This is a genomic window from Methylomonas sp., from assembly GCF_023228165.1.
GTDB lineage: Bacteria > Pseudomonadota > Gammaproteobacteria > Methylococcales > Methylomonadaceae > Methylomonas.
Map to the genome: position 1 here is coordinate 35,626 of NZ_JALOBS010000002.1, position 12,944 is coordinate 48,569.

At 51.0% G+C, this 12,944-nt stretch carries 9 protein-coding genes; 2 read left to right on the forward strand and 7 right to left on the reverse strand.

Going from position 1 to position 12,944, the window contains the following annotated elements; translation table 11 throughout:
- Positions 1–49: 49 nt before the first annotated feature.
- Positions 50–493 (reverse strand): transposase, encoded by a 444-nt coding sequence (locus M0R33_RS24360; protein ID WP_366042956.1) that lies wholly within the window; start codon positions 491–493, stop codon positions 50–52.
- 68 nt (positions 494–561) lie between these two features.
- Positions 562–2,499 (reverse strand): squalene--hopene cyclase, encoded by a 1,938-nt coding sequence (gene shc, locus M0R33_RS01495; protein WP_292564665.1) that lies wholly within the window; start codon positions 2,497–2,499, stop codon positions 562–564.
- Positions 2,500–2,979: 480 nt separating this feature from the next.
- Here shc and M0R33_RS01500 point away from each other — a divergent pair, with 480 nt between their 5' ends.
- Both M0R33_RS01500 and M0R33_RS01505 read left to right on the forward strand, forming a co-directional pair.
- Positions 2,980–3,720 carry a Crp/Fnr family transcriptional regulator gene (locus M0R33_RS01500; protein WP_292563998.1) on the forward strand — a complete coding sequence of 247 codons (741 nt, stop codon included), beginning with the start codon at positions 2,980–2,982 and terminating at the stop codon, positions 3,718–3,720.
- Positions 3,721–4,158: 438 nt separating this feature from the next.
- On the forward strand, positions 4,159–4,866 hold the full coding sequence (locus M0R33_RS01505; protein ID WP_292564002.1) for a Crp/Fnr family transcriptional regulator: 708 nt from the start codon (positions 4,159–4,161) through the stop codon (positions 4,864–4,866).
- Positions 4,867–4,891: 25 nt separating this feature from the next.
- Here the strand turns inward: M0R33_RS01505 and M0R33_RS01510 are convergent, their stop codons facing one another.
- The 5 genes from M0R33_RS01510 to sixA form a co-directional block, all read right to left on the reverse strand.
- Positions 4,892–5,755: a transglutaminase family protein gene (locus tag M0R33_RS01510; RefSeq protein WP_292564005.1), complete on the reverse strand. Its 864-nt coding sequence runs from the start codon at positions 5,753–5,755 to the stop codon at positions 4,892–4,894.
- A gap of 649 nt (positions 5,756–6,404) precedes the next feature.
- Positions 6,405–6,875, reverse strand: a complete 471-nt coding sequence (gene trmL, locus M0R33_RS01515) for a tRNA (uridine(34)/cytosine(34)/5-carboxymethylaminomethyluridine(34)-2'-O)-methyltransferase TrmL (RefSeq protein WP_292564008.1) — start codon at positions 6,873–6,875, stop codon at positions 6,405–6,407.
- Between the two features lie 3 nt (positions 6,876–6,878).
- A complete protein-coding gene (locus M0R33_RS01520) occupies positions 6,879–9,383 on the reverse strand; it encodes a glycogen/starch/alpha-glucan phosphorylase (RefSeq protein WP_292564011.1) in 2,505 nt (834 codons plus the stop codon).
- A 118-nt stretch (positions 9,384–9,501) separates the two neighbouring features.
- Entirely contained in the window at positions 9,502–12,243 is a 2,742-nt protein-coding gene (secA, locus tag M0R33_RS01525; protein ID WP_292564013.1) for a preprotein translocase subunit SecA, read from the reverse strand.
- 163 nt (positions 12,244–12,406) lie between these two features.
- Entirely contained in the window at positions 12,407–12,898 is a 492-nt protein-coding gene (gene sixA / locus M0R33_RS01530; RefSeq protein WP_292564016.1) for a phosphohistidine phosphatase SixA, read from the reverse strand.
- Positions 12,899–12,944 lie beyond the last annotated feature (46 nt).

A 12,944-nucleotide genomic window follows, 5' to 3' on the forward strand; every position in this document is an offset into this window, starting at 1 on the left:
GTGAACCGCACAGACCATGCCCGCAATGTTGATAGGCGAAGTACGATGACTAACAGTCATGGATAATGGCACCGCCATAGCGCGGAATAATATTAATCGACGCGATGGCTTCTTTGCCCCGTTTTCGATGTAAAAATTTCAGCGTGATATCGCCGGCTGAATAGACGTGTATCCAGTGGCTAAGCTGATCCACTCGCAGCGAGGTTTCATCCACATGGATAGCGGGCGCTTGCAGGATTTGATTGACGGCTTGCGTTTCCCAGGTTTCCAACGCCTGATGAAGACGTAGAACAAATTTCAGCAAAGTCGCTTCGGCAATCACCACCTCCAGCATCGAGGTCAGCAGCTTTTGCACTCGATTCAAGGCCACCATCTGGCATACCAGAAAATTGATCACAAACGCTTTCAAACCATCGCCATATTGCAAAGGTCCGTGCAAGGCCGTAAGGTGCAATCGTAGGGCGTCAATAGGCGTAGCCGTATTGCGCCGCATGTTGGCTTTAAATCATTCGGCGTATTATGCTAACGTTAATACACCCCACGCGCGCAGGGGGAATAACATTATTCATCCGCCGCCAAGCGCATGCTACCGGCATGTCGTTGGTTGCGATAGCGCGCCAATGCCCAGAGTGGGAAGAATTTGTCGTAGCCGTGGTATTTCAGATAAAAAAACTTCGGAAAGCCGGGCGCGTTAAAGCTATCGTCGTGCCAGAAACCATCGGCTTGTTGGGTTTTCAGCAAATGCTGCACGCCGGCCTCGACAGCCGGACTATCCGTTTCGCCGGCCGACAGCAAGGCCAGAATTGCCAGTGCGGTGTGGAAGGCGGTGCTGTTATCGGCTTCACCGCGCACGCTGGCATCGTGATAGCTGAGATTTTCCTCGCCCCAGCCGCCATCGGTGCGTTGTTTGGCTTTCAACCAAAGCACGGCTTTTCGTATGCTTGGGTCCTTCCGGGGTATGCCGGCTGCTTCATAACCGTATAGCACCGACCAGGTGCCATAAATGTAATTGGTGCCCCAACGGCCGAACCAGCAACCATCATTTTCCTGCTGAACGCGCAAATAGGCGATGCACTTGTCAATGACTGCTTGATATTGTGGGTTTTGCTTGACCAATGGGCTTAACAACATGATGCAACGGCCGCTAACATCCGCTGTTGGCGGGTCTAATAGCGCACCGTGATCGGCAAACGGTATCTGGTTCAAATAATAATAAGTATTGTCGGCGTCGAAAGCGCCATAGCCGCCATTTCTGGATTGCATGCCGGCAATCCAGACGCCGGCTCGCTGGATATTTTCGGTAAAGGTCTGATCATGGGCTTGCAACATAGCCACTGCAACCACCGCCGTATCATCGACATCCGGATAATAGCTGTTACCGAACTGAAAAGCCCAGCCGCCGCCCGGTAAATTGGGTCGCTGGATTTGCCAGTCGCCCGGTTCGTCACGCAACTGCTTGCCCGCCAACCAATGTAAGGCGGCGGCCAGCGCTTGCTGGGTTTGTGGATCGCTGGCCTGGCGATCGACTTCCTGCAGGGCTAGTGCTGCCAAGCCGGTATCCCATATCGGCGACACGCAGGGTTGGCAATAGGCTGAGTCAGGTTTGACGACCAGTAATTTATCGATGGCGGCTCTGGCGATGCGCCGTTGCGGATCATCTGCCGAAACCCCCAGGTAATCCATCACTTCGTAAGCACTCACCATGGCAGTAAAAATCGCTCCCAGACCGTCGATGCCATTCAAGCGGGCCATGAACCAGTCGTGTGCCTTGGCGGTGGCTTTGCGGCGGATGCCGCCGGGGATGAACCCTTCCAAACACTGGCCGAGCCGATCCAGAATCAGAATGGTCTTGCCCAGCGGCGTTTTGACGTGGGAAAAGTAATTTGTTTCTTGATCAGGCGGAATCAGGAACAGTTCGGAAACACCGATTTTACCCGGATTCCGCGCCTTGACCTTGTAACTGCACAGAATGGACAGCGGCACCATCACGGTACGCGACCAATAGGATACTTTGTCGAGATGGAAGGGAAACCATTTGGGCAACAGCATGATTTCCACCGGAATGAACGGCGTCGCCCGCCAGGGGACCTGCTCGAACATGGCCAGCATAATGCGGGTGAACACATTGGCTTTGGCGGCACCGCCTTGCGCCCTTATCCACTCGCCAGCCATGGTTAGCAAGGGGGATTGGATGTCATCACCGGCTAATTTCAGTGCGTAATAGGCTTTAATCGTGCAACTGATGTCGCCGGCACCGCCTTTGTATAATGAATAGCTGCCGTCCGGGTTTTGTTGTCCGCGCAGAAAGTTGGCGATTTTAGCTTGCAATTGCGGATCGATTTCGTCCAGGTAATGCATCATCAGGATGTATTCCGCTGGAATGGTGCAATCGGCCTCCAATTCGAACACCCAATACCCTGGTTGGTTTTGCAGGCCCAGCAATTGCGTTTTAGCGAGCTCAATCGCCCCATCCAGGCCAGTTGCCGCATGGGGTACCATAGCGTCAATGGCATCTTGGTCGGCGCATAAAAGGTTTTTGATTAACATGGCGGGGTGTACTCCGAGTATATTTTTTGCTCGGCCTGTCCGACGACTTCCGCAACTCCGTAACAGTCAAAAAAAACCGCGGCAACTAACAGATTTGCTACGGTGAGTGGCCTTTAAGGCCGTGAAGACTGTCTGACAACTGAGTCATTGCAAAGATGTATTGGCAAACCAAGCCGAAGGCATTTACGCGCAGCATAAACAGCCCTAGTAAAGCTGTCTGTTCGTTATCGCACATAAGGCTGTTTTCCGCGACTTTACTATAGAGGCGCTGCGCATAGTCCGTCTCCAGCCAATGCTTTGCTCGTCAAATTGAATACTTATCCGCGATTTGTTATATCCTAGAACCCGATTATTTTATTTCACATAATATTGCTGGTAACTCGTATTATTCATTTGTGTCATTCCGTTATTTTACCGATTAATACCCTTTTTATGACCGATCTGAACAATCCCTGCCAGAATCGATTGCTAAGCGCATTGCCCGCCGAGGCTTCCGAACCCTTGGAGTCGCATCTTGAATTGGTTGATATGAGACTCGGCGAAGTCATTTACGAATCGGGCAGCGAATTGAGCTACGTCTTTTTTCCGACTAATTGCATTGTCTCGCTGTTATATGTGATGGAAAACGGTTCGTCGGCGGAAATCGCCGTGGTCGGCAACGATGGCATTATCGGTGTGGCGCTGTTCATGGGCGGCGGCACCATGCCCAATCGGGCCGTGGTGCAAAGTGCCGGGCAAGCGTACCGATTGCGCGGTCAACTTCTCATGCAGGCATTCAATCAGCACGGGGCGACACATCATCTGCTGCTGCGTTATACCCAGGCCTTGATTACCCAAATGGCGCAGACCGCTGTCTGCAATCGACATCATTCAATCGATCAGCAACTGTGTCGCTGGCTACTGCTTAGCTTGGATCGATTGCCTACTCATGAGCTGACCATGACTCAGGAATTGATCGCCAATATGCTGGGCGTGCGCCGGGAAGGCGTCACGGAGGCCGCCGGCAAACTGCAACAAGCCGGTTTGATTCATTACAGTCGGGGTCGTATCGTGGTGTTGGATAGACCGGGATTGGAAGCCCGTGTCTGCGAATGCTATCAAGTGGTCAAAACCGAGTCGGATCGACTTCTCCCGCCTTGGCAAGAGCCCTATGGCGTCTTTCAAGACAGCTAAGTCTGGGTGGCGGCGGATGATTTACCCAGCCGGTTAGCCGCATCTGTTTTAATTAGGACGTAAAAACCACTAAATGCCTCTCAGCGGACATCGACTAATCCGCAAATGAAACTGTCTGGAATAAACAAACGGCTTAGCGGCCTTGTACATGTTAGGTGGCCGGGTGGTTTTCGCCAAGCCGTGGATAGATTGCCGCAGCCACTTTCTCCAGCTAATTTATTCGGCCTAATTCGATTTCTCAACCCGCCGGGCCGCACACATCGATTTCTATCGTGGCAAATTAGGTGCGCTAGCAGACAGACAGTGAAGTCTTTCTTCGCTAGCCTGTCGAAATATCAGATGGCTTTTCTTATCTGGTCACCGTGAGCACAGATTTTATAGGGTTGCCTCTTGTTTAACCCGTTTGTTGCTAACTATCAAAATCACCGGAGCGTGTCCGTGTTAACCAACCAAGCTGTTTCCAGCGCTAATTGTCTGTTGAGATCCCTGCCACAGCTTGATCGCGACCGGCTGGTGGCACGTAGTGAATCCGTTGAGCTGATTTTTGCCGAGGTACTCTACCGGACTGGAGACGCTATTCCACATGTGTATTTCCCGACCGGTGGATTTATTTCCTTGGTAACCCCCGTCAGTGCCGATACCGGCGTGGAAGTGGGTTTGATCGGTAGCGAAGGCGTGCTTGGCATCACGCTAATGCTGGGCATTGAGATTGCACCGTTTCAGGCGCGTGTGCAAGGAGCAGGCACTGCGTTGCGGATAAACACGGCCTTGTTTCTGCGCGAGCTGCAACAGAGCTTAGCTTTACAGCAGATATTAAAACGCTATTTATACGTGTCGATGCGGCAACTCGCACAAACCGTTGCTTGTAATCGCTACCACTTAGTAGAGGCGCGTTTGGCGCGTTGGTTATTGATGACGCATGACCGAGCCGAGGCGGATACTTTTCATGTAACGCATGTATTTCTGGCCTATATTTTGGGCGTGCGCCGCGTCGGCATCACTAAAGCCGCTCATTCACTACAACAGCAAAAGTTGATCAGTTATCGACGCGGGGATATTACCATTTTGGACCGCATCGGCCTGGAAGCGGTGGCCTGCGTGTGCTATCAAATCGATAAGGAAACCTACCGAAGCACCTTGGCCTAGCCGAGGATCAGTTTGAAATGCCGACTTAACCTTTGATCTCGGAGACATGAACTGTCACCTCCATTAATGGCGACTGTGGATTGACGGCTATAAACGAGCCGGATACCGGCGGTATCGATTCCGGATGACTACTTACCGCGACGGCTATATGATGATGGCCGACCACCTCGCCCGAGGTGGAATCGAATCCTTTCCAGCCGGCGCCGGGTAGATACACTTCCGACCAGGCATGGGTACTGCCCTGCCCATACAACAGCGTCGAAGAGTATTGATAGCCGCTGACAAAGCGCGCCGCCAAGCCCAAGTAACGACAAGCCTCGGCGAACAAGGTGGCAAAATCTCGGCAGGAACCTGCCCGCTTCGACAGCGTCATTGCCGGCGACTGAACCCCCGGCTCTTCACGCTGTTGGTAACTAAATCCGGTTGCTATGGCTTTATTGATCCACTCTAATAACAGATAGGTTTCCACTATTTGGCCGGCCCGCCAAAACTGCTGCAGCCAAGCGTGCATCACAGATTGATCCTGTTTATACAGCACTGTTAAATAAGGCTCCAGGTCAAGCCGCTCGACGGCGTCATACTGAAACGGAAAAGATACGGCATATGACTCGACCAGAAAGTTAAGCGGCTGGTTATCGTAGTGTTGAAGCGAGACATGACTGGCAATTGAAAGCCGATTACTCGATTCGGTGAAAATCGCAATGGCCACGGTGTTATCACTGACATCCCGATGCCATCGGAGTTGATGCTGAGGCTGGATGATGATATCGGACGACTCGATGTGAATTTCCGGACCTTCGCGGGGACGTAACAGCAGCTTATGCGGTAACAATGTTACCGTTTCCGCGAATTGATATTGGGTAATATGGGTTATTTGCAGATGGCGCATGTTATTTACCTGTGAGGTTGATAGTTTTATCTATAGCATGCCTGGCTTCTTGCAGTTCATGGTTAGCAGTATCAACCGATTAAGCGATGTGGGCGGCACATTTTCAGTCTATCGTACTAACGACGCGTAAGCTGAATCGGCCGCTTCAAAGACTTGTTTAGTAATTTGCCGCACTTTGTCGACAACTTTATCAATTTTTTGCCCGACGTGTTTGGTCTAGTGGTCTGGTTGACAAACTACCAGCCCTGTTGCCGCTTATAAATAACTTGAGATCAAAATTCGGTTTGGACGATACTGATTCGAGTATTTCATGCTTTGCCTCTAGGTAATGATTTTATAGCGAGCTAGCGGCATGGTGGTACAAGGCTTGGCGGAAAATCGCAGCGAAAAGTCAATGGCCGTATGCTGCAAGCTCGCCGGAATAGTAGCGACAATTTCAAATGAGGTCTGTACGCTGCCATACATAAGCCAAAGTAAGGTGCGGGGTTTACTAAGATTGTGCCCGCGCAAGATTTTAGCCCATGGTCAGATGCAACAAAGCGATGTGCTTGGCAGAGGGGGTGTGGCAATTCCTCGTCAACGTTTTAGAGGCAAGGCTTCATCCGCATGGGCGCAACAACCGGCCCTGCCTAATCCTAATGATAAGCCGCTATCGGCAGTACGCACCTGGAAAACCCAACTGCTTCCAGGCTTCGTAAAGCACGATGGACACCGTATTGGAAAGATTCAAACTGCGGCTTTCCTGACGCATCGGCAAATAAACTTTTAACGCTTCAGATTGTTGGGCAAGGAAATCGGCCGGCAGACCACGTGATTCGGGACCGAATAACAACGCGTCGCCGTTCTGGAATTTGATTTTGCTGTAACTTTGGCTGCCTTTAGTGGTCAAGGCCAAAACACGCTTGGGCTTGCTGTGTTCGATATAGTCGTTTAAGGAAGCATACTGCTTGACGCTGACCCATTCGTGGTAATCCAAACCCGCCCGGCGCAACCGTTTATCGTCCAGTTCAAAGCCGAGCGGTTGAATCAAATGCAGCTGTGCGCCGGTATTGGCGCACAAGCGGATAATATTGCCCGTATTAGCCGGTATCTCCGGCTCGAATAAGACAATATCCAGCATAATTTACTTGCTATTCACATCGATGGGCGATAGCTTCCATATCTCACTATTGTATTCGCTAATGGTCCGATCGGTGGAAAACTTGCCGCTGGCCGCGGTATTGATGATGCTCATTTTGGTCCAGTATTCCTGATCGCGCCATGCCTGATCAACCCGTCTTTGCGCATCCAAATAACTGCGAAAATCGGCAATGGTCATCCAGGGATCGTGCGGACTCTTCATTGAACCGATCACGTCATCGAAAATACCGGGTTCGAACTGATTGAAGTGGCCGCATTCCAGCAAACGCATCACGCCTTGCAAATCGGCATCCTGATCGATATAGGTTTGAGGGTTGTACTGTGGCCGTAAGGCTTCCACCTCGGCTTCGGTTAAGCCAAACAGGAAGAAGTTTTCTTCGCCCACCTCTTCGCGAATCTCGATATTGGCGCCATCCAGCGTGCCGATGGTCAACGAGCCGTTCATCATGAATTTCATGTTACCGGTACCCGAAGCTTCTTTACCGGCCGTGGAAATCTGCTCGGACAAGTCGGCGCCCGGGCAGATTTTTTCCATGGCCGACACCCGGTAATTGGGTAAAAATACCAATTTCAACTTATCCCCGACTTCAGGATCGTTATTGATCACACTGGCGACATTGTTGATCAGTTTGATGATCTTTTTGGCCATGACATAACCCGGCGCCGCTTTACCGCCGATCAATACGCAACGATCCACCCAGTTATGGGTATCGCCGCGTTTGATTCGATCATACAAATGGATCACATGCAGCACATTCAGCATTTGCCGTTTGTACTCGTGTATGCGTTTTACCTGCACATCGAACAGCGCATCTACATTGATTTCGATATCCAATTCGGCTTTTTTGAAATCCACTAGCCGTTGTTTACTGGCCTGATTCAAATCGCGCCATGTTTTCCGAAACGCGGCATCTTCCGCGTAAGGCTTCAGTTTGGCCAATTGGGACAGATCGGTAATCCAGCCATCGCCGATGGTTGCCGTGATGAATTCCGCCAACTCCGGATTACAAGCCGCCAGCCAACGCCGCGGGGTAACACCGTTGGTTTTGTTGTTGAATTTATCCGGCCACAACTCGTAAAAATCCTTGAACAGCCCTTCTTTCAATAACTTGGAGTGTAATTCAGCCACTCCATTCACCGAGAAACTGCCCACTATCGCCAGATACGCCATGCGCACTTGCTTTTCGTGGCCTTCCTCTATCAACGACATACGCGTTAATCGTTCGCTTTCGCCCGGCCAGCGCGCCGACACTTCCGCCATGAAATGGGCGTTGATCTCGAAAATTATCTCCATCAAGCGCGGCAACAAGTTCTGCATCAGGTTCACAGACCATTTTTCCAACGCTTCCGGTAACAGGGTATGGTTGGTGTAGGCCATGGTCTTACGGGCAATGCTCCAGGCTTCATTCCAGGACAAACCATGAATATCCATCAGCAAACGCATCAATTCCGCCACAGCGATGCTGGGGTGGGTGTCGTTTAACTGAAAGCAGTTTTTTTCAGCGAATTTTGAGAAATTTCTACCGTGCCGACCCACCCAGTTCGCAATCACGTCTTGCAAACTGGCGGACGCCAACAGGTATTGTTGCTGTAAACGCAGCGCTTTACCGTTTTCATTGGCATCGTTGGGATACAACACCATGGTAATGTTTTCGGCGGTATTCTTTTGCGCCACGGCTTCCGCATAGTCGCCGGCGTTAAATTCCTGTAGATTGAATTCTTCGGTGGCGATCGCCTTCCAAAGACGCAAGGTATTCACCGTGCCGTTTTTGTAACCAGGAACCGGCGTGTCATAGGGCATAGCCAATACGTCGTGCGTATCGACCCAACTGGTGCGTTTATTGCCGTGTTCATCGATATGCGACTGGGTACGGCCGCCGAATTTGACTCGGGTCATGTATTCCGGACGCTCAATCTCCCAAACGTTGCCGTTACGCAGCCAATGATCGGGTTTTTCCACCTGTTCCCCATTTACGATTTCCTGGGTGAACATACCGTACTCATAGCGTAAACCGTAACCGGTGACCGGTAACCGCAAGGTGGCGCAACTATCGATAAAACACGCTGCCAGCCTGCCTAAACCGCCGTTGCCCAAACCGGCGTCGGGTTCGCTTTCCATTAGCTCTTCGGCTTCCAAACCCATACTGTACAAAGCCTTGTTGACTTCGTCATCGATACCCAAATTCAGCATGGCATTGCTCAGCGAGCGCCCCATCAAAAATTCCATCGAAAGGTAAAAGGCTTTCTTACAATCTTCGTCGCGATAAACGTTGTAGGTTTTTTTCCAACGCTCGACTAAGCGATCGCTAATGGTGAGCGACAACGCCTCATACGCATAATGCGGGGAGCGGCAGTTTTCATCCCGTCCCAACCGATGGCTGTAATAATGTTTAAAGTCGGCGGTGATATGCTTTTTTTCCATTCCCAACTTGGGAAGCTTGGTGATATCGGCTTTCGGGGTACTTTTACTGAAGACTTTATGTGGCATCGCTTTACCCTATTTGAATGGTGAAAATTTACTTGGCAAAAAGTTAACACTACAAAGCAAAATGCGCCAGCTTTACAGCATTGGCGCATGATCGCTTATCGGAAATTGAATCGCCGTTCTAGCTCAATTTACCGTGACAATGTTTAAACTTTTTGCCTGAACCACAAGGGCAGGGATCGTTACGACCAACCTTTTGCGATTCCCTGACAAACGGTTGTTCGGTGGTTTCCGGTTCTGCTGCCGGTGGCGATTGCTCCGGTTCAGGCTCGAAAGCGGAATGCGCTTCGGCATGTTCATAATGCATTTCCATCGGCGCCTGGCGCTGTTCGTCAATGGCCTGCACATCTTCTTCCTTGGTGACCTGGACTTTAGCCAAAATCGTCACCACTTCCACTTTGATCTGACTCAACAAGTTGTTGAACATTTCAAACGCTTCGCGCTTGTATTCCTGCTTGGGATCTTTTTGGCCGTAGCCACGCAAATGGATGCCCTGACGCAATTGATCCATGGCCGCCAGATGCTCTTTCCAACTGTTGTCCAGCACTTGCAGCATCACGGATTTTTCGAAATGTCTGATGACATCCTGTCCGATAGAGGCCGCCTTCGCTTCACTTTCCTGCTCGGCTTTTTCGACGATTAATTGCCGCAACTTAGGCTCGTTTAAATTGCGGTCGGCGTCCAGCATCTGCCCAATAGGCAAAGGCATGTTCAAGTCTTGCCGCACATACGCTTCCAGACCGTCAATATCCCACTGCTCCTCCATGGTTTTCGGCGGAATGAACTGGGTAATGGCGTCATTAATCACATCGGAACGGATGGCGGAAATGATGTCTGAAATATCTTCGGCAGCCATCAGTTCGTTACGCTGCGCATATACCACTTTTCGTTGATCGTTGGCGACATCGTCATAAGCCAGGATTTCCTTACGGATATCGAAGTTACGGCCCTCGACCTTACGTTGGGCGCTTTCGATGGAACGGGTTACCCAGGGATGTTCGATAGCCTCGCCTTCCTGCATGCCCAGTTTTTGCATCAAACCGGCCACGCGTTCCGATGCAAAAATCCGCATCAGATCGTCTTCCAATGATAAGTAAAACCGCGAGGAACCGGGATCACCTTGACGGCCGGAACGGCCACGCAACTGGTTATCGATACGGCGCGATTCATGCCGTTCGGAGCCGATCACATGCAAACCGCCAGCTGCGATAACTTTTTCATGTCTGTCCAGCCAGGCACCGCGTACTTTTTCCCTTTCGGCTTCGCCGGCTTCTTCACCCAATGCGGCCAGTTCGGCGCTCAAGTTCCCGCCCAACACGATGTCGGTACCCCGCCCGGCCATATTGGTTGCAATAGTTACCGCGCCCGGCATACCGGCATTCTCAACGATATGCGCTTCGCGCTCGTGTTGTTTGGCATTTAATACTTCGTGCGGAATGTTTTGCTGCGCCAATAATCCGGCAATCAATTCCGATTTTTCGATTGAGGTGGTGCCCACCAATACCGGTTGCCCACGCTTGTGACAATCTTTGATGTCTTCGATGACGGCATTGTATTTTTCGCGTGCCGACAGATAGACCAAATCGCCCATGTCTTTACGGATCATCGGTCTATGGGTGGGAATCACCACCACTTCCAGGCCATAGATCTTGTTCAACTCGAAAGCTTCGGTATCGGCGGTACCCGTCATGCCCGACAGCTTTTGATATAAACGGAAATAATTCTGGAAGGTGATGGAAGCCAGCGTCTGGTTCTCGTTTTGAATGGTCACACCTTCTTTGGCTTCAATCGCCTGGTGCAAACCGTCCGACCAACGCCGCCCGGTCATCATCCGACCGGTAAATTCGTCAACGATGATAATTTGATCGTTTCTGACCACATAATCGACATCTTTCTGGAACAACACATGGCCGCGTAACGAGGCATTCAGATAATGCATCAGGCGAATGTTGGCCAGGTCGTAAAGCGTGGAACCTTCCTCGATCAAGCCATGCTCGACCAATAACTGCTCAACCTTTTCGTAACCGGCTTCGGTTAAATGCACTTGGCGGGATTTTTCGTCAACGAAATAATCGCCGGGCATTTGATCCTGTTTCTCAGGGTCATCGGCTTTTTCTTGGCGGGAAAGGTGCGGAATGATCTGATTGGTTCTCAGATACACATCGGTACTGCCATCGGCCTGACCGGAAATGATCAGCGGCGTTCTGGCTTCGTCGATCAAAATCGAGTCCACCTCGTCGACGATACCGAAAAACAGCTCGCGCTGCACCTTCTGCTCCAGGCTGAAGGCCATGTTGTCGCGCAGATAATCGAAGCCGAATTCGTTATTGGTACCGTAGGTGATGTCGGCCGCATAGGCGGCCTTGCGCTGATCATGATCCAGATCGCTGACGATGACGCCCGTGCTCAAACCCAGAAAACCGTACAGTTTCCCCATGGTTTCCGCATCGCGGCGGGCCAGATAATCGTTGACGGTAACCACATGCACGCCCTTGCCCGGCAAGGCATTCAGGTAAGCCGCCAACGTCGCCATCAGGGTTTTACCCTCACCGGTTTTCATTTCGGCGATTTTGCCGTTATGCAGCACCATGCCGCCGATCAGCTGCACATCAAAGTGACGCAGGCCGAACACACGGGTAGACGCCTCGCGCACCAGCGCAAATGCTTCAGGTATCAGGCTGTCGAGTTTTTCGTCTTGTGCCAAACGGTCGCGAAACACTTGCGTTTTAGCTTGTAAGGCCTCATCGGACAATTTTTCATATTCAGCTGCCAAGGCATTGACTTTTTTGACCAGCTTGCGTTTTTTCTTGATCAGCCTATCGTTACGACTACCAATTACCAATTTAACCAGCTTACCCAGCATGATACTTCCAGTGTGTGATTGAATTCAAAGCCGACGATTATAAACCCTATACTGCCCCTGTCGCCAGAAAACAACCTATTCAATCAGGGCAATAGCCGTTAAAGGTTACAAAACGCCGGTAAAAAAATTGTACGCTCCCTAAATAACAAACCACTAACTCGGCTTATTTCAACGACATTAAACCGCAGGGTATGCTCCAGAGTAATTGCGCAACGGACCCATTGGCAAAATTGACCTGAATACGGGTCAAGGACGCCTTCTTGATCAGGATACTGTCGTCAGGGGCATTGATCAAACCGGCAACCAATTCAGACATCGTCGGCTCATGCCCCACCAGCCAAACATCATTCACGCCGGCATCCTCCAGCATATTCAACTCGGCAATAATCGCTTGCGGATCCGTTCCCAAACTCAGCCAGTCGACAATCTCGACAACAGCACAATCGGGTAAATGCGTGTGCAGCAACTTGGCCGTCTGTTGTGCCCGCCTTAGCGGACTACTGTATAGCTTAGCCGGAAGCAAGGCGTGTTTTCGGCAAAATTCGGCCACCCTTACCACTTGATCCTTGCCTTTTTTTACCAAGACCCGTTCGGCATCGGAGATCGGATCGGTATGGGATTCGGCGGTCGCGTGGCGTAAACAGGTGATGAGCATGAAACCTCCTTCTTTAACAGCTATGAGGATAGCGCGAAAAAACGCC

Excerpts from the sequence above, each read along its gene's own strand:
- M0R33_RS01510 (WP_292564005.1), bottom strand. The coding sequence starts at position 5,755 with ATGCGCCATCTGCAAATAACCCATATTACCCAATATCAATTCGCGGAA.
- secA (WP_292564013.1), bottom strand. The coding sequence starts at position 12,243 with ATGCTGGGTAAGCTGGTTAAATTGGTAATTGGTAGTCGTAACGATAGG.
- trmL (WP_292564008.1), bottom strand. The coding sequence starts at position 6,875 with ATGCTGGATATTGTCTTATTCGAGCCGGAGATACCGGCTAATACGGGC.
- shc (WP_292564665.1), bottom strand. The coding sequence starts at position 2,499 with ATGGTACCCCATGCGGCAACTGGCCTGGATGGGGCGATTGAGCTCGCT.
- M0R33_RS01520 (WP_292564011.1), bottom strand. The coding sequence starts at position 9,383 with ATGCCACATAAAGTCTTCAGTAAAAGTACCCCGAAAGCCGATATCACC.
- M0R33_RS24360 (WP_366042956.1), bottom strand. The coding sequence starts at position 493 with ATGCGGCGCAATACGGCTACGCCTATTGACGCCCTACGATTGCACCTT.
- M0R33_RS01500 (WP_292563998.1), top strand. The coding sequence starts at position 2,980 with ATGACCGATCTGAACAATCCCTGCCAGAATCGATTGCTAAGCGCATTG.
- sixA (WP_292564016.1), bottom strand. The coding sequence starts at position 12,898 with ATGCTCATCACCTGTTTACGCCACGCGACCGCCGAATCCCATACCGAT.